Origin of the sequence: Stenotrophomonas sp. TWI819 (assembly GCF_039673075.1) — a bacterium.
In the GTDB taxonomy this organism is placed as follows: domain Bacteria; phylum Pseudomonadota; class Gammaproteobacteria; order Xanthomonadales; family Xanthomonadaceae; genus Stenotrophomonas; species Stenotrophomonas rhizophila_B.
On record NZ_JBDJKY010000002.1, the window covers coordinates 44,459 to 67,932 of the forward strand.

Annotated in this window: 21 protein-coding genes; 12 read left to right on the forward strand and 9 right to left on the reverse strand. The window is 67.5% G+C overall.

Translation table 11 applies throughout. From position 1 onward, the window contains the following. Window positions 1–43 precede the first annotated feature (43 nt). The 9 genes from ABE463_RS02885 to ABE463_RS02925 all read left to right on the forward strand — a co-directional run bounded on the left by ABE463_RS02885 (window position 44) and on the right by ABE463_RS02925 (window position 10,933). Window positions 44–1,528 (forward strand): transglutaminase domain-containing protein, encoded by a 1,485-nt coding sequence (locus ABE463_RS02885; protein ID WP_346467191.1) that lies wholly within the window; start codon window positions 44–46, stop codon window positions 1,526–1,528. A gap of 43 nt (window positions 1,529–1,571) precedes the next feature. Next, window positions 1,572–4,598 (forward strand): TonB-dependent receptor, encoded by a 3,027-nt coding sequence (locus ABE463_RS02890; protein ID WP_346467192.1) that lies wholly within the window; start codon window positions 1,572–1,574, stop codon window positions 4,596–4,598. A gap of 138 nt (window positions 4,599–4,736) precedes the next feature. Beyond that, window positions 4,737–6,314 (forward strand): serine hydrolase domain-containing protein, encoded by a 1,578-nt coding sequence (locus ABE463_RS02895; protein ID WP_346467193.1) that lies wholly within the window; start codon window positions 4,737–4,739, stop codon window positions 6,312–6,314. Then, window positions 6,268–7,005 (forward strand): M15 family metallopeptidase, encoded by a 738-nt coding sequence (locus tag ABE463_RS02900; RefSeq protein WP_346467194.1) that lies wholly within the window; start codon window positions 6,268–6,270, stop codon window positions 7,003–7,005. The genes ABE463_RS02895 and ABE463_RS02900 overlap by 47 nt, the downstream gene beginning before the upstream one ends. A 43-nt stretch (window positions 7,006–7,048) precedes the next feature. Continuing rightward, window positions 7,049–7,426, forward strand: coding sequence for a hypothetical protein (locus ABE463_RS02905; protein WP_121042305.1), 378 nt, complete (start codon window positions 7,049–7,051; stop codon window positions 7,424–7,426). A gap of 219 nt (window positions 7,427–7,645) precedes the next feature. Continuing rightward, on the forward strand, window positions 7,646–8,062 hold the full coding sequence (locus ABE463_RS02910) for an EF-hand domain-containing protein (RefSeq protein WP_259262113.1): 417 nt from the start codon (window positions 7,646–7,648) through the stop codon (window positions 8,060–8,062). Window positions 8,063–8,171: 109 nt separating this feature from the next. Continuing rightward, window positions 8,172–8,924 carry an HAD family hydrolase gene (locus tag ABE463_RS02915; RefSeq protein WP_123731350.1) on the forward strand — a complete coding sequence of 251 codons (753 nt, stop codon included), beginning with the start codon at window positions 8,172–8,174 and terminating at the stop codon, window positions 8,922–8,924. Then, the gene (locus ABE463_RS02920; protein ID WP_346467195.1) at window positions 8,921–9,466 is read left to right on the forward strand and encodes a hypothetical protein; all 546 of its coding nucleotides are present in this window, start codon (window positions 8,921–8,923) and stop codon (window positions 9,464–9,466) included. The genes ABE463_RS02915 and ABE463_RS02920 overlap by 4 nt, the downstream gene beginning before the upstream one ends. Before the next feature lie 99 nt (window positions 9,467–9,565). Then, entirely contained in the window at window positions 9,566–10,933 is a 1,368-nt protein-coding gene (locus ABE463_RS02925) for a VOC family protein (RefSeq protein WP_346467196.1), read from the forward strand. Window positions 10,934–10,973: 40 nt separating this feature from the next. On the opposite strand, the gene ABE463_RS02930 is transcribed toward ABE463_RS02925, so the two are convergent. Further along, window positions 10,974–12,488: an acetyl-CoA hydrolase/transferase family protein gene (locus ABE463_RS02930; RefSeq protein ID WP_346467197.1), complete on the reverse strand. Its 1,515-nt coding sequence runs from the start codon at window positions 12,486–12,488 to the stop codon at window positions 10,974–10,976. A 380-nt stretch (window positions 12,489–12,868) separates the two neighbouring features. Between ABE463_RS02930 and glnE the strand changes: the two genes are divergently transcribed. Then, window positions 12,869–15,709: a bifunctional [glutamate--ammonia ligase]-adenylyl-L-tyrosine phosphorylase/[glutamate--ammonia-ligase] adenylyltransferase gene (glnE, locus tag ABE463_RS02935; protein WP_346467198.1), complete on the forward strand. Its 2,841-nt coding sequence runs from the start codon at window positions 12,869–12,871 to the stop codon at window positions 15,707–15,709. A gap of 151 nt (window positions 15,710–15,860) precedes the next feature. Here glnE and ABE463_RS02940 read toward each other — a convergent pair whose 3' ends face one another. The 5 genes from ABE463_RS02940 to ABE463_RS02960 all read right to left on the reverse strand — a co-directional run bounded on the left by ABE463_RS02940 (window position 15,861) and on the right by ABE463_RS02960 (window position 19,535). Beyond that, window positions 15,861–16,415: a queuosine precursor transporter gene (locus tag ABE463_RS02940; protein WP_259261656.1), complete on the reverse strand. Its 555-nt coding sequence runs from the start codon at window positions 16,413–16,415 to the stop codon at window positions 15,861–15,863. A gap of 76 nt (window positions 16,416–16,491) precedes the next feature. Further along, entirely contained in the window at window positions 16,492–17,019 is a 528-nt protein-coding gene (locus ABE463_RS02945; RefSeq protein ID WP_121042318.1) for a hypothetical protein, read from the reverse strand. Window positions 17,020–17,053: 34 nt separating this feature from the next. After that, on the reverse strand, window positions 17,054–17,575 hold the full coding sequence (locus tag ABE463_RS02950; RefSeq protein ID WP_346467199.1) for a hypothetical protein: 522 nt from the start codon (window positions 17,573–17,575) through the stop codon (window positions 17,054–17,056). 67 nt (window positions 17,576–17,642) lie between these two features. Beyond that, window positions 17,643–18,506: a DUF2145 domain-containing protein gene (locus ABE463_RS02955; protein ID WP_346467200.1), complete on the reverse strand. Its 864-nt coding sequence runs from the start codon at window positions 18,504–18,506 to the stop codon at window positions 17,643–17,645. A 57-nt stretch (window positions 18,507–18,563) separates the two neighbouring features. Next, window positions 18,564–19,535 (reverse strand): mitochondrial fission ELM1 family protein, encoded by a 972-nt coding sequence (locus ABE463_RS02960; protein WP_346467201.1) that lies wholly within the window; start codon window positions 19,533–19,535, stop codon window positions 18,564–18,566. Window positions 19,536–19,665: 130 nt separating this feature from the next. Between ABE463_RS02960 and ABE463_RS02965 the strand changes: the two genes are divergently transcribed. Further along, window positions 19,666–20,256 (forward strand): malonic semialdehyde reductase, encoded by a 591-nt coding sequence (locus tag ABE463_RS02965; RefSeq protein WP_319624238.1) that lies wholly within the window; start codon window positions 19,666–19,668, stop codon window positions 20,254–20,256. Between the two features lie 85 nt (window positions 20,257–20,341). Further along, on the forward strand, window positions 20,342–21,043 hold the full coding sequence (locus tag ABE463_RS02970) for a YceI family protein (RefSeq protein ID WP_259261660.1): 702 nt from the start codon (window positions 20,342–20,344) through the stop codon (window positions 21,041–21,043). 97 nt (window positions 21,044–21,140) lie between these two features. Here ABE463_RS02970 and ABE463_RS02975 read toward each other — a convergent pair whose 3' ends face one another. The 3 genes from ABE463_RS02975 to ABE463_RS02985 form a co-directional block, all read right to left on the reverse strand. Continuing rightward, entirely contained in the window at window positions 21,141–21,578 is a 438-nt protein-coding gene (locus tag ABE463_RS02975) for a hypothetical protein (RefSeq protein WP_282260239.1), read from the reverse strand. Between the two features lie 57 nt (window positions 21,579–21,635). Continuing rightward, window positions 21,636–22,433, reverse strand: a complete 798-nt coding sequence (locus ABE463_RS02980) for a siderophore-interacting protein (protein WP_346464068.1) — start codon at window positions 22,431–22,433, stop codon at window positions 21,636–21,638. Window positions 22,434–22,523: 90 nt separating this feature from the next. Continuing rightward, complete coding sequence (locus ABE463_RS02985; protein ID WP_346467202.1) at window positions 22,524–23,027, reverse strand: PadR family transcriptional regulator; 504 nt, start codon at window positions 23,025–23,027, stop codon at window positions 22,524–22,526. Between the last annotated feature and the right edge of the window lie 447 nt (window positions 23,028–23,474).

The following is a 23,474-nucleotide window of genomic DNA, read 5'->3' on the forward strand; positions in this document are numbered from 1 at the left end:
GTTACACAGCGATTACCCCACCCGCACCTTGGGAAGTGTCGCCGTGGATCCTGTGATGCGCAAACCGCGATTGCCTCTGCCTGCTGTCTGGTGCCTGTGCGCTGGTCTGCTGGCAACGCCGTGGGGGCTGGCCGCTGCGCCGGCCGCGCTGCCGACGGTGATCGCCGGGATCGACCGCGGTGCGTTCGCGCAGGCCGAGGCGGACATCGCGACGGCGTTGCAGGATCCGCGCCTGTCGGCAGCCGATCGTCAGGCCTATGCCTTCGAGCGCGAACGCATGCGACGCATGCGACTGGACTTCACCCTGGATGCGGCGGCTGCCAAGGCGCAGCTGCGCAAGCAGATCCCCGACCTTCGCGAGGACGACTTCGCGCGCTGGGACGCCGCCGGCCTGATCGAACACCTCGATGTCGACGGCCAGCGCCGCTACTTCAAACGCGCGCCGTCCAATCTGTTCCGGATCAGCGCGGAGGCACGCGCCCGGCGGGCACCTGATGCCCCGTTGCCGAAGGATGGCCCCTATGAGCATCTGCATCCGCACCACGAGGAGATCGTCGCCGCCGCCCGCGCCACGGGCGCGACCAGCCTGGTGCCGCGCCGCATCGAGGTGACCCAGTCGCTGGTGGTCAAGCCCGATGCGGTGCCTGCCGGAGAAACCATCCGCGCGTGGATTCCGTACCCGCGCGCCATTGCTGGCCAGCAGGAAGACATCACCTGGATCGCGAGTACGCCGGCCGGTGCGCAGGTGGCGCCTGAAGCCACGCTGCAGCGGACCGCCTACCTGGAGCGCAAGGCGGTGGCCGGCACGCCCACGGAGTTCCAGATCCGCTACGCAGTGACTGTGTACGCGCGGCATATCGAGATCGATCCGGCCAGGGTCCAGCCCACCCCGGACGATCCTGCGCTGAAGCCGTACCTCGCCGAGCAGGCGCCGCACATCGTGTTCACCCCGGCGCTGCGTGCGTACTCGCAGCAGGTGGTCGGGACTGAGACCGATCCCTACCGGATCGTGCAGACGCTGTTCGACGCGGTGGACGCCATTCCGTGGGCCGGTGCGCGCGAGTACGCGACGATCGCCAACATCAGCGATTACGCCCTGCACGCCGGCCATGCCGATTGTGGGCAGCAGACGCTGCTGCTGATCGCCCTGTTGCGCCTGAACGGCATTCCCGCGCGCTGGCAGTCCGGCATGGTCTATTCGGACGATGCGGTCGGCTACAACAACCTGCACGACTGGGGCGCGGTGTATCTGGCCCCGTATGGCTGGGTGCCGATGGATGTCACCACCGGGCGGCTGGACAGCCCGCAGCCGGCGCTGCGCGATTTCTATCTGGGCGGGCTGGATGCCTATCGCATCGCCTTCAACGACGACTACGGCCAGCCGCTGGTGCCAGCCAAGCAGCACGTCCGCTCGGACACGGTGGATTCCCAGCGCGGTGAGGCCGAGTGGTCCGGCGGCAACCTGTACTTCGATCAATGGCATTACGACGTCCAGTCGCACGTGGTGCCACTGGCGGCAAAGCGGTAAACGGCGGTATCCACGATTCCACATCTGCAGGAGAGAGCAGGGAATGAATGCAAAGCGATTGAAGCGTGCGGCGTTGTACGCCGCGCTGGGGGTGTGTCTGGGCAGCCTGGTGCCGATGGGCGCTTCGGCACAGAACGTCAGTGGTGCCGTGGCCGGTCGTGCCACGGCCGGTGACCAGGTGACGGTGGTCAGCAACGCGACCGGCCTGACCCGTACGGTCACCGCCAGTGGCGATGGCAGCTACCGCCTGGGCCAGTTGCCGGTCGGCGATTACCAGCTGCAGCTCAGCCGTGATGGCCAGAAGCTGGGCGAGCCGTTCGCGGTGAGCGTGGCGGTCGGCGGCACCACCACGGTCAACCTGGCCAGCAGCGGCGACGTGGTCAACCTCGATGCGCTGCAGGTGATCGGTGCCCGCGTGGTCAATCGCGTGGATGTGTATTCCACCGAAACCTCGTTCAACGTCAACCGCCAGGAGCTGTCGCGCCTGCCCGTGGCGCAGGATCTATCGGCAGTGGCATTGCTGGCACCCGGCGTGGTCGGCGGCAATTCCTCGTTCGGTGGCCTGTCCTTCGCCGGTTCCTCGGTGGCTGAGAACGCGGTCTTCATCAACGGCCTGAACGTCACCGACATGTACACCCGTCGTGGCTTCTCCAGCGCGCCGTTCGGGTTCTTCAACGAATTCCAGGTCAAGACCGGTGGCTACTCGGTCGAGTTCGGGCGCTCCACCGGCGGCGTGATCAACGCGGTGACACGCTCGGGCACCAACGAGTTCCAGGGCGGTGTGGAAGTCACCGCCGAACCGAGCGCGCTGCGCTCCAGCCCGCGTGACCATTTCCACCGCGACGGCACGCCGCATTCCTATGCCAGCCGCGACAACAGCTCGTTCCTGAAGACCAACGTCTGGGGCTCCGGCCCGATCATCAAGGACAAGCTGTTCCTGTTCGCGATGTATGAAGATCGCGACGACACCGGCCACAACACCTCCTCCGACGCGCTGAGCTGGTTCAAGAACAAGAGCGACAACGGCTTCTGGGGCGCCAAGCTGGATTGGAACATCAACGACAACCACAGCCTGGCGCTGCTGGCGTTCTCCGATGAGGGCGAGATCACCAACGGCGCGTACAACTACGATTGGGATGACGATCAGATCGGTGCGTGGGGCGGCGATTCGGTCACCGAGACCGGTGGCAAGAACTGGTCGGCGACCTATACCGGTCACTTCGGCGAGAACTTCACCGCGCGTGCCATGGTCGGCGAAAACAACCAGCGCGCCTTCACCAACTCCTCGCTGGATGAAGCGTGCAGCCCGGTATTCACCGATGCCAGCTATGCGTCACGTCTGGGCAAGCTCAATGGTCTGCGACCGGGCTGCCATCCCACCGGCGCGGCCGTTGCCGAACGCGACGACACGCGTGAAGTCGCGCGGTTGGACTTCGAATGGCAGCTGGGCACGCACCTGCTGCGCTTCGGTGTTGACCGCGAGCTGATGACCACCGAACAGTCCACGCGTTACCCGGGGCCGACCCAGCTCAGCTACACCGCCTACGTCGCCCGGCCCGGCGATGAAGTGTGGGATGGCGCCAACGCCTATGTGCCGGCCGGCGTGACCGAGATGCTGCGCGCACGCAACCGCGTGTCCGGCGGCACCTTCGAGACCGAAGCCAACGCGTTCTACCTGGAAGACATCTGGAACATCACCCCGAACCTGATGTTGAACCTCGGTGTGCGCTGGGACCGCTTCGAGAACCGCACCGCCGATGGCGACGCCTTCATCAAGATGGACGACCTGATCGCGCCGCGCTTCGGCTTCTCGTGGGACATGAAAGGCGACGGCAGCACCAAGCTGTTCGGCAATGCCGGCCGCTATTACCTGCCGGTGACCAACAACATCAACGTCAACTTCGCCGGCGGCCTCACCGACGAGTACTCCTATTACGTGCTCAACGGCTGGCAGCAGCAGGCCAACCCGGTCACCGGCGCGCCGTACATGGCTCCGGTCATCGGCCAGCAGATCGGCCCGGTCGATACCCGCATGAACACCGGCGCGGCCGACCTGCGCCAGAGCGTGGACAAGGACCTGAAGGCGGTCTACCAGGACGAGTACATCCTCGGCTTCCAGACCATGATCAACCAGGCCTGGTCGTGGGGCGTCAACGCGACCTACCGCAAGATGGACCGCGCGCTGGATGACATGCGCATCAACCACACCCCGTGCGGCCCGACGGGCACCACCCTGTGGCCGATCGCCAACCCGGGCGAGAGCCTGACCATCTGGGGCGACTCCAGTATCGGCTGCGCCACCGAAGGCTGGATCACCATCGACACCTCCAAGGATGGCTACCGCAAGGGCGGCAGCCTGGAGGTGGTGGGCTATTCCAAGCCCAAGCGCACCTACAAGGCGCTGGAATTCCAGATCGACCGTGCGTGGGATGAGAAGTGGCTGTTCAACGCGTCCTATCTGTGGTCGCGCAGCGATGGCAACTTCGAAGGTCCGGTCAATTCGGATACCAACTACGGCGACACCGGCATGGTCCAGCACTGGGATCATCCGTCCAACAACCAGCGCTATGGCCCGCTGTTCAACGACTTCCGCCATCAGTTCAAGTTCCGCGCCGCCTACGCGCTGAACGAGCAGTGGTCGTTCGGCACCACGCTGCAGGTGGTGTCCGGTGGCCCGATCACCGCCTTCGGCGTGATGTGGCCCAACGACACCGTGGCTGGCGGCAGCACCTCCAGTGAAGGCAGCGGCGGCGGTACCGGCTGGCTGTGCGTGGCCAACTGCTCGGGCGCGTACAACCAGCGCCAGTTCGAGTACAGCCCGCGCGGCGCCTTCGGTCGCCTGCCGTGGACCTGGACCATGGGCGCCAACGTCACCTGGCGGCTGCCGGTGGAGGGCATCGACCTGAGCGCACGCCTGTCGGTCTACAACCTGTTCAACAACCAGACCGTCATCAACGTGCACCAGCGTTATGAAGCCCAGCCGGGCCAGGTGCGTGAGAACACCTTCAACACCGGCACCCGCTGGCAGGCCCCGCGGTACACGCAGCTGATGGTGACCTGGAACTTCTGATCCGGTGCGCATGTGGCAGGTGCCGACAGCGAGTCGGCACCTGCCTTCACCGCGATCCGGCAGGTACCGACCGGTGGTCGGTACAGCTTTCAACCGGCGGCCAAAGAAGCACGCCCTCCGGTCATGACGAGGGAACCCATGCCGTCACGCGCTTCAACACACAGTCGATCCCGCCTTCTCACGCTTGGCCTGTCCTGCACCCTGGCCATCGCCCCCAGCGCATGGGCAGCCGAGCCCGCTGACACCTTCAATCGCCTGCTCGATCAGACGGTCGCCCACGAACAGCTGCCGGGCATCGCCATGGCCGTCGTCGACGATGGCAACCCCGTCTTCATCGGCACCCGTGGCGAGCGCCGCGCCGGGCAGGGTGAGGCCATCGATCCGGATACCCTGTTCAAGATCGCCTCCAACAGCAAGGCGATGACCGCCGCGCTGCTCGCCCGGCTGGTCGACCGCGGTCTCCTGCGCTGGGACGATCCGGTCATCAAGTACCTGCCGCAATTCCGCATGCATGACCCGTGGGTCACGCAGCAGATGCAGGTCCGCGATCTGCTGATCCATAACAGCGGCCTGGGCCTGGGCGCCGGCGATCTGATGCTGTGGCCCGAGCCGAACCGCTTCACCCGCCAGGACATCATCGCCGGGCTGGCCCACCTCAAGCCGGTCACCAGCTTCCGCAGCGGCTATGCCTACGACAACCTGATGTATGTGGTCGCCGGCGAAGTCGCCGCCGCCGCCGGTGGCAAGCCGTACGATCAACTGCTGCGCGAGGAAGTCTTCTCGCCACTGGGCATGGATCGCTGCCAGGTCGGCGCGTGGTCGGTCGCGGCGGTCGGCAACGTTGCCCAGCCGCACGCGCGGAAAGACGGCCGCAACGTGGTGCGTGGTGCCGATGGTGACACCAGTGCCGATCTGACCTCGATGGCCGCCGGCGGCATCCGCTGCAGCCTGCGCGACATGACCCGCTGGATGCAGGTGCTGCTCGATCCGGCGCTGGTTCCTGGTTGGCTGAGCACGGCGCAGCGCCGCGCGCTGTGGACCGCGCACATGCCGATGCCGCTGGGCGAGCGCCAACGTCGCTGGGACAACGCACATGTGTCCGCCTACGGCTACGGCTGGCGCGTGTCGGACATGGACGGCCAGTGGAAGGTGGCCCACACCGGCACGCTGTCCGGGATGTATTCCTCGCTCGCACTGCTGCCGGACCGCAAGGTCGGTGTGGTGATCCTGATCAACAGCGACGCCGAGGATGCACGCACCGCGCTGATGCAGGCCGCGTTGAAGACCTACACCGCACCGGACGACACGGCCGATGTGAGTCATTATCTGGCCCTGCTGGACCAGGAGCGCACTGGCCGCCGCGATGCCGGGCAGGTGCGCCCGGATACCGGCGCGCGCCGACCCGCCTCGCTTCGCACCGCCGCCGCCGCGCACGGCCGTTATCGCGATCCGTGGCTGGGCGAGGCGCTGCTCTGCCCGGCGCAGGGCGCGCTGCGTTTCAGCGTCGCCAAGTCGCCGATGCTGCGCGGCCAGGTCATGCAGCTCGGTGAGCGCTGGCTGGTGCAGTGGGATACGCTCGGGGCCGATGCCGAGCCCTGGTTGCAGTTGCAGCCAGGCGCGACGCCCGCCCTGACCTTGGCCGCGATCGATCCGGAGATCGACTTCAGTTATGACTACCAGGACCTGCACTTCACCCGCACCGGCGATTGTCCGTAGCGCGCTGCTGCTGGCGCTGCTGGCCGGCAGTGCCCACGCGGCAGCGCCAGCGGTGACGATCTCGCCCGCGCGCGATGTGGCCGAGGCCGGACTGGTCGACATCCGCACGCTGGCACCGGTGATCGAACAGGACATCCGCTACGCCGGCCCCGACAACTTCACCGGCCAGCGTGTGCCCGGCTATGACGCACCCAAGTGCTATCTGCTCGCCCCGGCGGCGACCGCGCTCGCACAGGTGGAGGCCGACCTGCGGGCACAGGGCTACGCGCTGCGTCTCTACGATTGCTACCGCCCGGCTCACGCGGTGAAGGCCTTCGTCGCCTGGGCACAGGATCCCAAGGAGCAGTCGCGCAAGCCCCTGCAGTACCCGGACATCGACAAGCCGGCCCTGCTTGGCGACTACATCGCCGAGACCTCCGGCCACAGCCGGGCTGCCACGGTCGATCTGACCCTGCTCGATTGCCGCGACGGCTCCTGCGCGCCCGTGGACATGGGCACCGACTTCGATTTCTTCGGCCCGCGCGCGCATACCGATGCGCCGGAGATCAGCGAGGCCCAGCGCAGCCACCGCCAGCACCTGCGCCAGGCGATGGCACGTCGCGGCTTCGCCAACTACCCGATGGAGTGGTGGCATTTCACCCTGCAGCCCGAGCCGGCGCCGACCACCGCCTACGATGTGCCGGTCCGCTGAGGCACACCGCTACACTGTGCACTGACCGCCGGATCGGACCACGATGAACCTGCCGCTGCACGTTGGATTGCTGGGAACGCTGGAGGCAGGGCTGATCGCACTGTTGGTCGGGCTGCTGGTGTATGCGCTGTGGCATCGCCTGTGCCGCTGGGCAGGCTGGACCGACGGGCATGCGATCGGCTGGGCCTGCGTGATCGCGGTGGTGGCCTCGGCCGGCATCGATGCGTGGAATCTCTTCTACATGGGCATGATGCGGCTGGAGTCGCCGCTGTATGCGCGGTTGTTCCTCGCCGGTATCCATGATCCGAACGAGCTGGGCTCGCGCGTGGTGCTCGAAGTGGCCGGTGCGATCGGCGGTGTGGCACTGGGGTGGCTTTTGTTCAGTTCCCGCTCAGGCGAAAAAAACAGCAACACCGCGTGAGATTGCGTTCGCATCCGGTTAAATCCGGGGCCAATGAATGGGCGTATTACCAACCGCTCACCTGTGGCTAACCACTGCGGTAATGCACGCGTTCGCGCAGGTGGTTAAGGCCGCGTGCGCAGCGCGGTCGAGGGGCAATATCGATTCACAAACGGGGTGGCAGTGTGGGGCCGTGCGGAAACAACAGGCCGCGCAATACCTACCAAGGAGACCACCCCAATGACTATTCGCAACCGCAAGCCCCTGATCGCCCTGATCGTCGCAGCAGGCAGTGTGCTGGCCATTCCGGCGATGGCCCAGTCGGCACAACAGAGTGCCGCGCAGGCGCAGAATCAGGCCGCCCAGGCACAGCAGGCGGCAGCGCAGGCGGGCGACGCAGCAGATACCGCTGCCAACGCCGCAGCGCAGGCCTCCGCGCAGGCCGGTGGTGGCGGTGGCCAGACGTGGGCCAGCGTCGATACCGACGGCAACGGCACCATCAGCAAGGCCGAGGCACAGGTGAACGCGGGCCTTGCCCAGGTGTTCGACCAGGCCGACACCAACAAGGACGGCGAGCTCTCGCCGGATGAATACAAGGCGTACGTGGCCGCCCAGCAGGGCAAGGCCGCCGGCAATGGCGCCCAGCAGAGCAAGTAAGGACCGGGGACACCGGTAGCGCAGTGAGGGGGAAAGGGCGGCTTCGGCCGCCCTTTCTTTATGGGCCGCCGGGGTGGGGCCGCTGGGCCGCTGTTGGTATCCTTGGCCGATGATGACTTCCCTGCCCACGCCGCAAGGCGCTATCGGCCTGGTTGGTTTTGACGGTGATGACACGCTGTGGAAGAGCGAGGATTTCTACCGCAAGGCCGAGCAGGACTACCTGGATATCCTGTCGCGCTACATCGACGTGCACGACACGCAGACTGCGCGCCACCTGCTGGAAGTGCAGCAGCGCAACCTCGGCGTGTTCGGCTATGGCGTGAAGGGCATGACCCTGTCGATGGTGGAAGCCGCCATCGAGATCACCAACCAGACCATCAGCGCCCGCGACCTGCAGCAGATGCTGGACATCGGCCACGACACCCTGCGCCACCCGGTCGAGCTGATCGACGGTGTGCGTGAGTCGGTCACCGAGATCGCCCGCGATTACCCGGTCGTGCTGATCACCAAGGGCGACCTGTTCCATCAGGAGGCCAAGATCAAGGTGGCCAACCTGCGCGACCTGTTCCCGCGCATCGAGATCGTCTCCGAGAAAGACCCGGAAACCTATGCTCGCGTGCTGGAAGAGTTCGATCTGCCGATCAAGCGCTTCGTGATGGTCGGCAATTCGCTGCGCTCGGATATCGAGCCGGTGATCACCCTCGGTGGCTGGGGTATCCACACCCCGTACGCAGTGACCTGGGCGCACGAGACCCAGCACGGCGTGGCCGACGACGAGCCGCGCATGGTCGACGCACCGACCGCCTTCGACTGGCCGCAGGCCCTGCGGACCATCGAAGCCAAGGCCGCACAGGCCGGATGATGCGCGCCGGCCTGCTCGCGCTGCTGCTGATGCTGCCCTGTGCAGCCACGGCCGAGCAGACCCCGGAGAAGTCCGCCGCCTACGTGGTGGACACCGGCGATGCCTGGGTGGATGCCCAGCTGCAGGACATCAACCACTACGCCGAACGCTACCCGGACAGCTTTCTGGATGAAGTCTCGCGCTATGCCGGTGTCTCGCGCGGCTATATCGCCGCGCTGATGCACACCCACGGCTGGCAGGCCGGCGACGTCTACTTCGCCTGTTTCTGGGCGCATGTGATCGAACGTTCCTGCCGCGAGAGCGTGCAGACGTGGTCGCGCACGGTACCGGAGGAGGGTGAGGCCAAGCGCTGGGAAGCGGTGGTGGCCCAGCTGCCGGTCACGCCGACCAACCTGCACTGGCGCGCCCTGCGCCACGCCATCGTCGCCAGCCATGACCACTGGGACCGACCGGTGACGCTGGACGCGACGCTGCAGCGCCAGCTCGGCAACCGCGAGCAGCGCCAGCGTGCGGCGAGCAGCCCCACGCCACCCGCGCGCTGAGGGACTTCTTTGTTGCTGTGCAGATCGCGGTAACCCACGCCCTCGGCGACAATGCAGCGCTTGCTGCACCTTCCCCCGTGATCCGTTGCCGAGTACGTCATGAGCACCGACCGTTTCGTTTCACCCGACGATATCCGCAGCCTGTTCGCCCAGGCGATGTCCACCATGTACCGCACCGAGGTGCCGCTGTACGGCACGCTGGTCGACCTGGTGGCCGAGATCAACGATGCCGTGCTGACCGCCCATCCGGCGCTGGCCGAGCAGTTGGACCGCACCGATGAACGCGCCCGGCTGGACCAGGAACGCCACGGTGCGATCCGGGTCGGCACGGCAGAAGAACTGGCCACGCTGGGCCGCCTGTTCGCGCTGATGGGCATGTACCCGATCGGCTACTACGACCTCTCGGTGGCCGGCGTGCCTGTGCATTCCACCGCCTTCCGCCCGCGCACCGCGCAGGCGCTGGCGCGCAATCCGTTCCGCGTGTTCACCTCGCTGCTGCGGCTGGAGCTGATCGAGAACGCCGCGCTGCGCGAGCAGTCCGCTGCCATTCTTGCCCAGCGCCGGATCTTCACCGACACCGCGCTGGCCCTGATCGCGCAGGCCGAACGCGAGGGTGGCCTCGACGAAGCCGATGCGCGCCGCTTCGTCATCGAGGCGCTGGAGACCTTCCGTTGGCATGGCGACGCCACGGTGTCACTGGATACCTATCACGCGCTGCATGACGCGCACCGGCTGATCGCCGACGTGGTCAGCTTCCGCGGCCCGCACATCAATCACCTGACCCCGCGCACGCTGGACATCGACGCCGCGCAGGACGGCATGCTGGCCCGTGGCATCGACGCCAAGGCCGTGATCGAAGGCCCACCACCGCGTCGGTGCCCGATCCTGCTGCGCCAGACCAGCTTCAAGGCGCTGGAAGAAACCGTGCACTTCCCCTCGGGGGACGCTGGCGATACCGGCACGCATACCGCGCGTTTCGGTGAGATCGAACAGCGCGGCCTCGCCCTGACGCCCAAAGGGCGCGCGCTTTACGACCAACTGCTTGCGCAGGCACGCGACAGTGGGGGTGCCGGCAGCACCGGCCAGGATTACCCGACCCGCCTGGCCGAGGCATTCATCGCCTTCCCGGATGACCACGACACCCTGCGCCGCGAGGGCCTGGGGTACTACCGCTACGCCCTGACCGACGCCGGTCGCGCCAACCCGGGAGCGGTGGGTGATCTGCCGGCCGAAGCGCTGATTGCCGCCGGGCTGGCCAGTGCCGATCCGATCGTCTACGAGGATTTCCTGCCGGTCAGCGCTGCGGGCATCTTCCAGTCCAATCTCGGCGGCGACGAACAGCGCGCCTACGCCGCACATGCCAACCGCGATGCTTTCGAGCAGGCGTTGGGTATGACGGTGGAGGACGAGTTCGCGATCTACGCGCGGCTGCAGGCCGAATCGCTGGCAAGCCTGCGGGGCGGCTGACGGAAGGTGCCGGCCAGCGGCCGGCACTACCCTCGGACGATTACGCCTTCATCGTCCCGGTATCCAGCCACCGCTGGTGCCACGACAGCGCTTCGGGCAGCAGATGCGGGGTGTGCTTGCCATAGCTCTCGCGGCTGGCGCGGTCGAAGTAATCGTTCAACTGATCGCGGAAATCCGGATGCGCGCAGTTGTCGATCACCACCCGCGCGCGCTTGCGCGGGGTCAGCCCGCGCAGATCGGCCAGGCCCTGTTCGGTGACGATCACCGACACATCGTGTTCGGTGTGATCCACGTGGCTGACCATCGGCACGATCGCCGAGATGCTGCCGTTCTTCGCCGTCGAAGGACTCAGGAACGCGGACAGGAAACCGTTGCGCGCGAAGTCACCCGAGCCGCCGATGCCGTTCATGATCCGGCTGCCCATCACGTGGGTCGAGTTGACGTTGCCGTACAGGTCGGCCTCGATCATGCCGTTCATGCCGATGCAGCCCAGGCGGCGCACCAGCTCCGGATGGTTCGAGATCTCCTGCGTGCGCATGATGATGCGCTCGCGGTAGAAATCGATGTGTTCCTTGAAGGTCTCGTTCGCCTGCGGGCTCAGCGCGAAGCCGGTGCACGAGGCGTGACTCAGCACGCCATCGCGCAGCAGATCGAGCATGCCGTCCTGGATCACCTCGGTGAACGCGCTCAGATCGCGGAAGCCGCTCTTGGCCAGCCCGGCCAGCACCGCGTTGGGGATGTTGCCAACGCCGCTCTGCAGCGGCAGCAGATTGGCCGGCAGGCGGCCCTTGGCCACTTCGTGCTTGAGGAATTCGATCAGGTACTGCGCGATCTGCTCGCTGGTGGTGTCGATCGGGCTGAACGGACTGTTGCGGTCCGGGCCGTTGGTACGCACCACGGCGACGATCTTGTCCGGGTCGCAGCGCAGCGCGGTCTCACCGATGCGGTCGTTGGCGTGCACCAGCGGGATCGGCTTGCGGTGCGGCGGCAGCGCGGTGCCGTAGTAGATGTCATGCATGCCGTCCACGCCGGCCGGCTGCCATTCGTTGACCTCGACGATCACCTTCTTGGCCAGGTCCAGCCAGGTCTTGTTGTTGCCGACCGAGGTGGAGGGCACCAGCGAGCCGTCCTCGCGGATCGCCGAGACCTCGATCACCGCGGTATCGATATCGCCATAGAAGCCGAACCATACGTGCTGGGCGACATGGCTGAGGTGGATATCGATGTAATCCAGCTTGCCCTCGTTGATGCGGTTGCGCGCATCCGGGTCGCTCTGGAAGGGCATGCGCATCGCGATGCCATCGGCCTTGGCCAGCGCGCCATCCAGCTCCGGCGCGGTCGAGGCGCCGGTCATCAGGCTGATCTGGAAGGGCAGGCCCTGGGCGTGCACCGCTTCGATGCGCTGCGCCAGCGCGACCGGCACCGCCTTGGGGTAGCCTGAACCGGTAAAGCCGCTCATGGCGACGGTTTCACCCGGCTGGATCAGGGCGGCGGCGGCTTCAGCGGAGACAACGCGGTCACGCAGACGCGCGTTTGCAATGCGATCGACAGACATGACGACAACGTTTTTGGGGGGATCGCCATTATCGGCGATCCATGCAGCGGGAGGGGTTCTACCTTGGTGGGATGGCGTTTTCACATCGGCGCCTCCCTGTTCAGGTTTGCCGCCTACTTCTGTACCCGCAAGTATTGTTTTGCAGTGCAGCGTGCAAGTTCGTCGCCGACCCTAGAAGATCGACCTGCATCCCGACGTGGGGGAGGGAGCAGAGCCCGCTGGCAGTTCGCTGCAAGCGGGCTTTTTTATGCTCGCCGTTCGGGCAAAGGCACGCCGCTCCGCTCCGCCCGATGCCTCGCTACGCGTCCGTTGGTTCCCGCGCGTCACCGGCATGGCGCCTGGCCGGGAAACACCACGCCGCGATGCCACATAATCCCCTCATGCCGATTTCCGACCTCGCCGCGCCCGCGCGCGTCCCCGACGCCCTTGTTCCCCTGGTTGATCGCGCCCTGGCGCGTCTGGCCCTGTCGCTGACCGATGGCGGCCACTGGCCGCCTCCGGCACCCGTACTGGCGACCCTGCACGCGCTGGCCGTCACCAGCGATTTCGCCATCGACACCTTGTGCCGCCAGCCGGCGCTGTTGTCCCATCTCACCCAGGAGGGCTGCCCACCGCTGCCCCTGCCGGAACTGGATCCACTCCAGCCCAGCGAATGGCAGCAGCGCCTGCGCCGCTACCGCACCGCCGCCTCCACGCGCCTGATCTGGCGCGACCTGACCGGGCAGGATGACGTGCCTGCCACGCTTGCCGGTGCCACCCGCTTGGCGGAGGAGTGCCTGCAGCTGGCGCTGTCCGCGCTGGAGCAGGAATTCACCGGCCGCCATGGCGTGGTCCGTGCGGCGGACGGCAGCGCGCAGCAGCTGGTCGTGTTCGGGCTGGGCAAGTTGGGTGGTGGTGAACTCAATTTCAGCTCGGACGTGGACCTGGTCTACGCCTACCCGCAGGGCGGCGAATCCGATGGCGCGCGCCCGCTCGCCGCCGAGGAATACTTCGCACGCCTTGGCCAGCGCCTCGCGCGGTTGCTCGATGACACCACCGTGGATGGCTTCAGCCACCGCGTCGATCTGCGCCTGCGCCCCTTCGGCAATGCCGGGCGCGTGGCGCTGTCGTTCGCCGGCATGGACCAGTACTTCCAGCGCGAAGGCCGCGACTGGGAGCGCTATGCCTGGCTGAAGGCGCGTGCCGTCGCCGGTGATATCGCCGCGGGCGAAGCGTGGCTGCAGACCCTGCGCCCGTTCGTCTACCGCCGCTATCTGGATTTCACTGCGCTCGATGGCCTGCGCGAAATGAAGGCCGCGATCACCGCCGAGGTCTCGCGCCGCGAGATGCACGACGACATCAAGCGCGGCCCCGGCGGCATCCGTGAGATCGAGTTCCTCGCGCAGGCCCTGCAGTTGATCCGCGGGGGCCGCGAAGCGCCACTGCGCGAGCGTCGTCTACTGCACGCGCTGCCGGCGCTGGTCGCCTCCGGCCAGATGGCCGAGCAGGACGGCGCCGACCTGCTGCATGCTTACGGGTTCCTGCGTCGCCTGGAAAACCGCCTGCAGATGCTGCGCGATGCACAGACGCATGCGCTGCCCACCGACACCACCGACCGCCTGCGCATCGCCAGCGGACTCGGTTACGACGACTGGGACGCGCTGGTTGCCGCGCTGGATGTGCAGCGCGAGCGCGTCAGCACCGAGTTCGCCGCGCTGCTCGCACCGCGCCGTGGCCAGGCCGCGCCGGATGCACTGGCCAGCTACTGGCGCGGCCTGCCCGACAACGGCAGCGCCGAGGTGCTGGCCGAAGCCGGCTTCTTCGATGCCGGCAGCGCCGATCAATCGCTGCGCGACTTCGCGCAGAGCTCCGGGGTGAAGTCGTTGTCCGATGCCGCGCGTGCGCGCCTGGACCGCGTGCTGCCGGCGCTGCTGCACGCCGCCACGCGCTCACCGCAGCCGGATGCCGCGCTCAAGCGCGTACTCGGCCTGCTGCAGGCGATCCTGCGCCGGACCAGCTATCTCGCCCTGCTCGACGAACAGCCCAGCGCATTGGCACGCCTGGTCGACGTGCTTGCGCGCAGCGCACTGCTGGCTGAGCGTCTGGCGGCGTATCCGCTGCTGCTCGATGAACTGCTGGACGTGCGCGTCTCCGGTCCGATGCCGGACGCCGCGGGCATGCAGGCCGAGTGCGCTGTTGCGCTGACCATCGATGATCCCGAAGCCGCGCTGCGCCTGCTCAACGAGACCCGGCTGGCGCTGAGCTTCCGCATGGCGATGGCCACGCTGGACGGTCGCCAGCGTGCCGTCGACACCACCCGGCAACTGGCCGAACTCGCCCAAGCTGTCGTCGTCACCGTGCTCGCGCTGGTGCAGGCCGACATGCAGCGCCAGCACGGCGGCATTCCCGGCGGGCGTTTCGCGATCATCGGCTACGGCAGCCTGGGCGGACTGGAGCTGGGCTTCGGCTCGGATCTGGATCTGGTCTTCCTGCACGACCACCCGGCCGATCAGGACAGCAGCGACGGCCCGCGTCCACTGGATCCCGGCCGCTGGTACGCGCGCCTGGCACAGAAGGTGATGGCAATGCTCGGCGCGGTCACCGCCGCCGGCCGCCTGTACGACATCGATGTGCGTCTGCGCCCGGACGGTGGCAAGGGCGCCTTGGTTTCCTCACTGGCCAGCTACACCGAATACCAGCGCGAACGCGCCTGGACCTGGGAGCACCAGGCACTGGTGCGTGCCCGCGCCATCGCCGGCGATGACTCGCTATTGGCCGACTTCGAACGGGTGCGCGCGCAGACGCTGGCGCGCCCGCGCGACAACGCCGTGCTCTACACCGACGTGCTGAAGATGCGGGCGCGCATGCGTGCCGAACTGGACCGCAGCGATGCCGCACGGCTCGATCTCAAGCAGGGCGCAGGTGGCATTGTCGATCTCGAATTCCTGCTGCAGACCGGCGTACTCGACAGCGCCGTTACGCACCCCCAGGTGGTGCAACCGCGCGATACCCCCAGCCTGATCGACGTGCTGGCCGACATCGCCTGGCTGCCCGGCGGCACCCGCGATGGCCTGCACGAGGCGCATGCGGCGCTGCTGGATGTGGGCTTGGCCTGCACGCTGGACCGCCGCCCGCGCCTGGCGCCACCGACACCTGCATTGGAAGCGGCACGCGCGATGATCACCGCGGCAAGCGATGCGGCGGGGTTGCCGTTCCAACAACGGATCGATGTCGTCAGCTGACGGCGGTTTGCACCGTCATCGACCTCGCACCGCTCTGGCACCGGTAGTGCCGGCCGCTGGCCGGCTCCCATGAACTCTGCGGAGCCGGCCAGCGGCCGGCACTACCGATTACCCGACCGCCAGCGCTACACCGGGCGATCGGCGCCCGATGTCACACCGCGCGCGGTGCCATCTTCCACAGCAAAGCGCGGAACGGCGCCAGCAGGAACACGCCGATCGTCAGCTTCACCGCCAGATCGCCCAGCGCCCAGCTCACCCACGGCAGGCTGGAACCGGCGAAGGCGATGCTCCAGAAAATCGTCGTATCCAGCGTCGCGCTGCAGGTCGTTGCGACCATCGGCGCGCGCCACCAGTGCCCGCGGCGCAGCCGGTCGAATACGGTGATGTCCAACAGCTGCGCAGCGATGAAGGCCAGGCACGACGCCACCGCGATCCGCGGGGTGGCGATCCAGATCGACAGCAGCACCGCCAACGCGAACCCGGCCCAGGCCACCCGCCGCGCGGCCTCTGGCCCAAAGCGGCGGTTGATCAGGTTGCTGACCAGGAACGCCACCGGGTAGCTGAAGGCACCCCAGGTCAGCCAGTCGTTGATCGGGTACTGCACCAGCACGTTCGAGCCCAGCACCACTGCGCCCATGGCCAGCACCGCCAGCAGCAGCGAGCGCGGGGTCAACGGGGCAAAGGCAATGGCAGGACGCGCGGACATGGCGAGCCGGGGAAGTCGGGGGAAGCGGCGGATTATCCGGGCTTGGCCGGCCCAGGGCCAGCCCGGACCGGTTCAGTCAGAAGCGTTCGCTCATGCTGGTGGCCGCCGCATCCTGGGTCGGCAGGAACGCCAGCGCGGCGCCTTTGGCATCGGCCACCATCCAGCCCGCGCCGGCCGGGGTCGGCGTGAACGCCAGCACATCGCCCACCTTCACCCCTGCCGCCGGGTTGTCGGCACGCGCCGGCCAGGCCACCACGGCCGGGGCATCCGGGGCCTGCGGGTTCTTCAGCGCCACCTGGTAGCTGCCGTCGGGCTGGTGCGCCACGCGCTCCACGGTGAGCGGCGGTAGCGGGCCGGCCTTCTGCCGCTTCGCGGCCCGGGCGGTCAGGTTGTGCGGCATGGAGGCGTCATGCAGCTCGCTGACCCCCAACGCACTGAGCCAGACCGGTGCGGTGATCACCGCCAGGCTCACCACCGAGGTGGTGAGGACGCTGCTGGTGACCGGCGAGGCATTGCTGAGGTTCTGGGCGCTGACCGGCAGGCTGGTCGCGAGCAAGGCCAGCGCCAGCAGTGGCGCAACGGCAGGACGGGATATCCGGTTCATTCAATAGCTCCGCGAGACGGTGGACAGCAAGGGGTTACCAACGTGCACTCGGCTGCGCCGCCGCCGCATCGATGGGCAGGAAGGCCAAGGCCGTGCCCTCGGCCGTGGTCACGGTCCAGCCGGCGCCGCCCTGGGTGGGCGTCAGCGCCAGTACGTCGCCCACCGCCACCGCGGCTGCCGGGTTGTCCTCGCGCGCAGGCCAGGCAATCACGGCCGGCTCGTCCGGTGCCTGCGGGTTCTGCAGGGCCATTTCGATGCCGCCTTCGGGCGTGCGTTCCACCTTCTCCACGGTGAGCGGCGGCAGCGGACCGGCTTTGCCACGTGCGTCCTTGGCCGCGCGGCTGCGTCGGGCCGAAGCATCGCTGGCCTTGCTCAGGCCGGCCGAAACCAGCCACACCGGTGCGGTCACCACCACCACGCTCACCACCGAGGTGACGATGACGCTGCTGGTCACCGGGTGATTGATGCCCACCACCTGCGCGGGCGCGGGCAGGCTGGCCGCGCATACGGCAATGGCCAGCAGCGGTGAAACGACGCTGCGCGAAACTCGTGTCATCGAAGATCCTTCTGATGGCTCAACATAGGTCCGCAGTATGCGCGCTGGCGTGCTGCCCGCCGCTGACTCACGGTTTGGGGGCGGTAATGCCTTTCACCGGTACATGCGGTACGGCCAGCTCCTGCTGCAGGCTGCTGCGCAGTTGCAGGAAATCAAAGATCGACTCCACCGTCACCACCGAGTAATTGCCGGAAATGCGCTCGCTGGCCGGGTGGTCGGTAACGGCGGCATTGGGCACGAAGAAGCGCGCGCCGAGCCGCTTGGCCACGCCGATGTGCAGCGTGCTGGGCGTATACATGTGCCGCTGCAGCCATTGCTGTGCCTGGGTACGGTTGACGATCAGGGTGCGCTCTTCCACCTGCGCCATCGCCGCGCCCAGTACTTCCAGGATCCACTGGTTGGAATTCTGGTACTCGGTGCGGAACGGATACGCCACCACGCTGTAGCGCGCTTCATGCAGCGCCTTTGCCTGGATCGCCGGCTGGGTGAGCATCGCCTTGAGTGCATCGCGCAGCGCAGGTGTCGGCACGCCGATGCGCAGGTCGGTATGGCTGGAGGTCTCGCCGATGAAGGTGGCGACACCTTCGCGGAACAGGTGCGACTCGGCGGTCTTGCACGGATTGAGCAGGTGCACCGCGCGCCACTGCCCATCGTCTTCGCGCAGCAGGAAGGCCAGATGGCTGTGGCGCAGGCCGTACTTGCTCAGGTCCTGGCCACCGCGGGCGATCAGCACCACGTCCACGCCATCGAGTGCGTCCAACGCGTCGGTGGTGGCCAGGGCCACATCGAACATGGAGGCCAACGCAGCCGGCGTGGGATAGCGTTCGGTGCACTGCGGTTCGGCCTGCGCAGTCAGCACGGCGCCCAGCAATACGCCACACAGCAGAACGGGGTGCAGGCGCTTGATCAGTGCAGCGAAGGATACGTCCATGTCACACAGTCTCCGGCGGCACCGGCCGCGGCCGCATCATAACGCTGTGCGATGCCGTCAGGCCTGAATCCCCAACCGCGCACGTACTTCATCAGCAACGCGCGTGGTCTCGCGCAGCGGCTCGATGCGGCCCTGCGTCTGCCAGTCCAGCCAGCGCGCCTGCAAGCGGCCACGTTCGCGCAGCGCGTGCTGGAAGTGCGCGAGTCGCCCTTGCGCCTGGTCGGCCAGGGCCACGGCGACCGGCATGCGCGTGGCACACGCTTCAGAGAGCAGGTTCACCGAATCCGGCGAGACCACCACGCGGTTGGCCCACCCGAGCAGCCCGGCATACGGGTTCACGCCATCGCCGCCATCGCCCCAGATCACATTCGGCACCTCGGCAAACGCACTGCGCAGCGCCCCGACCAGGGCCGGCGGGGTACGCCGCGAGGTCGTGGCGAGCAGGCTGCCGCCTTCCTCGCGCAGCTGGGAAGCGAGCTGCTGGAACACCTGCACCATGTCCGGCTCATGCCACGGCGCGTGCGGGGTCGGCCCGCCGACCAGCAGCGCGGTGCGTGGGCCGGGCAGGGCGCTGAACGCTGCGAACGCGGCACGGCCACAGGCCAGCCAGTCATCGTTGACCGGGTTGAGGCTGCCGAGCAGGGTGAGCACGTTGCTGCCGCGCAGCCGGTCATGCTCAGGCACCACCAGCAGGTCCCAGTGGCGCGGGCTGAGGCGAGGGTCGAGGATCTGGACGACCTTGGTGCCACGGCGGCGCAGTTCGCGCAGCGCGCCGGCGGCCTGGCGGCCACAGCCGACGGCCAGCTCAGGGGCGTCGGCGGCCAGGGCTGCGAAGGCGTCACCGTAGCCCTTGGCGGCACCCGGCAACCAGCGCGGGGCCAGCCAACGCCAGGGCGCGCGCGGGGTGAGCACCAGCGGACGATGCGCCCCCAGCTTCAATGCCGTGGCCAGGGCCACCGCCTGCCGCACATTGCCGGCACGGCCGTCAGTGATCGTCCAGGGCGGACTCCATCGTTTCACGTATGGCATTAATTCGTTTCAGTCAGGCTGGGTGTTGCAACTGTCGCGACACTCTACACTGCCAGCCTTCGCCGATCGCGCTGTCGCCCTGCCACGGTAGCCGATGCGCGAACGATTCCCCCTTATTTCCGGAGGCTTCATGTCCCACGTCCTTGACGATGCTGCGCTCGATCAGTTGTTCCGTACCGCCCGCACCCAGAACGCCTTCCTTGATAAGCCGGTCGAGGACAGCCAGCTGCAGGCGCTGTACGAGCTGCTGAAGTGGGGCCCGACCGCCGCCAACGGCAGCCCGGCGCGCTTCGTGTTCGTGAAATCCCCGGAAGCCAAGGCCAAGCTCGCCCCGGCCCTGTCCGAAGGCAACCACGACAAGACCCTGGCCGCCCCGGTCACGGTGATCGTCGCCTTCGACGAAGACTTCCACGAGAAGCTGCCGTTCCTGTTCCCGCACACCGATGCCAAGGCGTGGTTCGATGGCCCGCGTGAAGGCCGTACCGAGGGCGCGTTCCGCAACGGCAGTCTGCAGGGCGCCTACCTGATCCTGGCCGCACGCGCGCTGGGTCTGGATGCCGGCCCGATGTCCGGCTTCGACAACGCCAAGGTCGACGAAGCCTTCTTCAAGGGCACCGCGATCAAGTCGAATTTCCTCGTCAACCTGGGGTACGGTGACGCCTCGGGCCTGTTCCCGCGGCTGCCTCGCCTGTCCTTCGACGAAGCCGCCCGCATCGCATAAGCGTTACCGCCGGATCGTGGCCCGTCCGTGCGGATGGGCTGCGTGACCTTTGCTTTTTTTTCCTTCGATTCGAGAGAGACCTGCCATGACCATGACCCGCAAACTGCTGCTGCCGCTCGCCCTGACCCTGGCCATCGCCGCCTGCTCCAAGCCGGCCGACGAAGCCGCTGCTCCGGCCGCTGACGCGCCGGCCGCCACCGAAACCGCCGCCCCGGCTGCGGACGCCGCTGCTGCCGCCCCGGCCGCCGAGGCCATCCAGATCGCCTCGGGCACCTACAAGCTCGACCCGACCCACACCGACGTGCTGGTCCAGTGGAGCCACTTCGGCTTCTCGCACCCGACCGCGCATTTCGGCAGCGCCGAAGGCACCCTGGTGTATGACGCCGCTGACGTGAGCAAGTCCACCGTGGAAGTGAAGCTGCCGCTGACCGGCCTGAACAGCTTCACCGCCAAGTTCGACGAGCACCTGAAGAGCGCCGATTTCTTCGACGCCGCCAAGTTCCCGGCCGCCACCTTCAAGAGCACCAAGGTGGAAGCCAACGGCACCAACAAGCTGACCGTGACCGGCGATCTGACCATCAAGGACATCACCAAGCCGGTGACCTTGGATGTCACCATCAACGGCGGCGGCGAGCATCCGATGGCCAAGGTGCCGGCGGCGGGCTTCGATGCCACCACCACCATCAAGCGCAGCGATTTCGGCGTCGGCGCGTATGCCCCGAACGTCAGCGATGAAGTGAACATCCGCATCACCACCGAGGCCACTGGCGAAAAGCCGGCTGCCTGAGTTTCTCCTCACTCGTCGTGAGAAGGCAGAAAGCCCGCCAATTGGCGGGCTTTCTTTATAGGGCGAGCCGGCCAGCGGCAGGCACTACCGTACCTGATCAACCCGCCGCCACCTGCGCGCTCACCTTGCCCAGCCACAGCGTGGTGAAATCGGTCGGCGTGCGCCGTGCCGGCGCGGTCAAGCCGCTCTCACGCAGGAACGCATGGGTGGCCTGCGCGAACGCCTGCCGGGCCAGCAGCGCGGCCTGCTTCACCGAGGCCTGCTGCTTGCGCAACTGCACGATCTGCAGGCTCGGCTTACCGGGCATCGCGTACTTCTGGTAACGGCGCAGCTCATCGGCGACCAGGTCGATATCGATGTTCGCCTGCACCAGCGCCGCCTGCGCACGGGCCAATGGCACCAGGGCGGTGCGCAGCGGGGCGATGTGCTCGCCCACGGAAGGCGCCAGCGCCGCCAGGGCGGCATCCAGCGCGGGATCGGCACGCTCGGCGCGGTCGATCAGATCGGTCAGTGCCGAAAGAGGAGAGGCTTGCATGAAAGGCACCGGCACAAAACGCGATTGTCGCATTCGCGGCCGGTGCCCGTCGCGGGCTCAGTCGTCGTGGTGCTCGCTGCCGTGCGCCTTCCAGTAGCCGGTGGAGCGGATCCAGTCCTTCGGCACACCCAGATGACCCTCGATGTACTTGCGCATCATCCGGGCCCGGCGCGATTCGGCGGCGATCCAGTAGAAGGTATCGCCGTCCGGTTCCTCGAAATCGGTCAGCACGTCTTCCAGCAGGGTGCTGCTGGCCGCGTCGAAGCCGTTGCGCTCCAGCCACGAGATGCGGATGCGGTCGTCCTCCGGCAGCTCCTGGCGGTCGCCGGATTCGGGGATCTCGATGTAGACATCGGCGTTGGCGCCGTCCGGCAGGGTCTCCAGCCAGCGGCCGATCGCCGGCAGCGCGGTCTCATCGCCGATCAGCACGTAGGTATCGAAGTCATCGGCGGTCATGTGCGAGCCACGCGGGCCGCCCACGGCGATCGCATCGCCCGGCTGCGCGTTGGCGGCCCAGGTCGAGGCCAGGCCGTCGCCGTGCATGACGAAGTCGAGCGCCAGCTCGTTGGTCTCCAGATCCCACCAGCGCGGGGTGTAGTCGCGCGAGGGGGAGGGCGTCTGGCCGTCCGGGTAGCGCGGGCCTTCCGGGGTCATCGTCGGGACCACGAACTGGCCCTCGGCGTTGGGGAAGAACAACTTGACGTGGTCATCCGGCGAGGGCGAATCGAAGCCTTCCAGCGCCTCGCCACCAACGATCACCCGGCGCATGCACGGGCTGATCTCTTCGGTGCGCAGCACCTGCAGCGGGCGGAACTTCACGGTATGACGGAGCAGTCGGTTTTCATGCAGAGCCATGGGAATACCTGGATCAGTGCCGCAGCGCGGCGTTGAGAAAGAAGGACCTGGCGGGCGGTGGCTGGCTGGGTCTGAAAGGAAGAAGGGAGGTCAGCGGCCCTGCGCACGGATCCGCGCGGCGGCCTCGCGCAGCGCCTCGGCGACGGCCGCGGCGTTGTCGTCCTGCCAGCGGCCGTGGCACAGGCCCAGCGCGTGCTTGAGCTCGCGCAGCGCATCGCGCACGGACGGCGGCAGGTTGGCCTTGGTGATCGTGCGCGCGCTGTCGCGCACCCGGTGCACCGCTGCATCGACCTCGTCGCGCTGTGCCTCCAATTCGGCCAGGCCCAGTGCGCTGAGTGCGTACCGCTTGCGCCCACCGTCCTCGACCGCGCCAACCCAGCCGGCGGCCTCGAACTGCGCCAGCACCGGGTAGATCGAGCCGGCGCTGGGCGTATAGACCCGCACGAACATGTCGCTGATCAGCTGGATCAGCTCATAGCCGTGGCGCGGCTGGTCGGCGAGCAGGGACAGCACCAGCAGGCGCAGGTCGCCACGGCTGAGCGGCCGGGCGGTCAGCGGGCGGGCAGGGCGGTCGAGGTCGCGCGGAGAGGTCATTTCGATATATCGAATGCAGTGGCGGAACGATATATCGAAAACTCCGTTTCGGCCAGCACTGGCGCACGCACGGCAGGAATGCGTTCAGGTCGATTCCTCCTGTGACGGTGCGTGCTTGTGGTGGAACACTGCAGCCGGTTGCCGCCTCCCAACGGCACCGATGATCCACGCCGAAGCGCGCTCGAACGCCGTCGCTTCGCGCACGTTCCGCGCCAATCGCCTGCGCCGCAGCGGCTGCGCTGTCCATCGGTGTCCTGCTGACGCGCCGGTGTCATCGCCACCGGGCAGGCTGAAATGCAGCGTGGAACCTTCCGGCGCGGCCCTCGCGCTGTCGCCTGCTGTCCTTCCGGACACGCCTGGATGGTTCCATACGCAACCGTAGCGAAGTAAGCAAACCCCTTGGTGCGCTACACTTTGCGGCTAGAAATCTAAAACAGTCGCGCGCGT

Bases quoted from the DNA above. Each gene is read 5' to 3' on its own strand.
- ABE463_RS02930 (WP_346467197.1), bottom strand. From the start codon at position 12,488: ATGTCTGTCGATCGCATTGCAAACGCGCGTCTGCGTGACCGCGTTGTC.
- ABE463_RS02950 (WP_346467199.1), bottom strand. From the start codon at position 17,575: ATGACACGAGTTTCGCGCAGCGTCGTTTCACCGCTGCTGGCCATTGCC.
- ABE463_RS02910 (WP_259262113.1), top strand. From the start codon at position 7,646: ATGACTATTCGCAACCGCAAGCCCCTGATCGCCCTGATCGTCGCAGCA.
- ABE463_RS02975 (WP_282260239.1), bottom strand. From the start codon at position 21,578: ATGCAAGCCTCTCCTCTTTCGGCACTGACCGATCTGATCGACCGCGCC.
- ABE463_RS02960 (WP_346467201.1), bottom strand. From the start codon at position 19,535: ATGCCATACGTGAAACGATGGAGTCCGCCCTGGACGATCACTGACGGC.
- ABE463_RS02915 (WP_123731350.1), top strand. From the start codon at position 8,172: ATGATGACTTCCCTGCCCACGCCGCAAGGCGCTATCGGCCTGGTTGGT.
- ABE463_RS02945 (WP_121042318.1), bottom strand. From the start codon at position 17,019: ATGAACCGGATATCCCGTCCTGCCGTTGCGCCACTGCTGGCGCTGGCC.
- ABE463_RS02970 (WP_259261660.1), top strand. From the start codon at position 20,342: ATGACCATGACCCGCAAACTGCTGCTGCCGCTCGCCCTGACCCTGGCC.
- ABE463_RS02900 (WP_346467194.1), top strand. From the start codon at position 6,268: ATGACTACCAGGACCTGCACTTCACCCGCACCGGCGATTGTCCGTAGC.
- ABE463_RS02965 (WP_319624238.1), top strand. From the start codon at position 19,666: ATGTCCCACGTCCTTGACGATGCTGCGCTCGATCAGTTGTTCCGTACC.
- ABE463_RS02895 (WP_346467193.1), top strand. From the start codon at position 4,737: ATGCCGTCACGCGCTTCAACACACAGTCGATCCCGCCTTCTCACGCTT.
- ABE463_RS02905 (WP_121042305.1), top strand. From the start codon at position 7,049: ATGAACCTGCCGCTGCACGTTGGATTGCTGGGAACGCTGGAGGCAGGG.
- ABE463_RS02890 (WP_346467192.1), top strand. From the start codon at position 1,572: ATGAATGCAAAGCGATTGAAGCGTGCGGCGTTGTACGCCGCGCTGGGG.
- glnE (WP_346467198.1), top strand. From the start codon at position 12,869: ATGCCGATTTCCGACCTCGCCGCGCCCGCGCGCGTCCCCGACGCCCTT.
- ABE463_RS02980 (WP_346464068.1), bottom strand. From the start codon at position 22,433: ATGGCTCTGCATGAAAACCGACTGCTCCGTCATACCGTGAAGTTCCGC.
- ABE463_RS02940 (WP_259261656.1), bottom strand. From the start codon at position 16,415: ATGTCCGCGCGTCCTGCCATTGCCTTTGCCCCGTTGACCCCGCGCTCG.
- ABE463_RS02925 (WP_346467196.1), top strand. From the start codon at position 9,566: ATGAGCACCGACCGTTTCGTTTCACCCGACGATATCCGCAGCCTGTTC.
- ABE463_RS02955 (WP_346467200.1), bottom strand. From the start codon at position 18,506: ATGGACGTATCCTTCGCTGCACTGATCAAGCGCCTGCACCCCGTTCTG.
- ABE463_RS02985 (WP_346467202.1), bottom strand. From the start codon at position 23,027: ATGACCTCTCCGCGCGACCTCGACCGCCCTGCCCGCCCGCTGACCGCC.
- ABE463_RS02920 (WP_346467195.1), top strand. From the start codon at position 8,921: ATGATGCGCGCCGGCCTGCTCGCGCTGCTGCTGATGCTGCCCTGTGCA.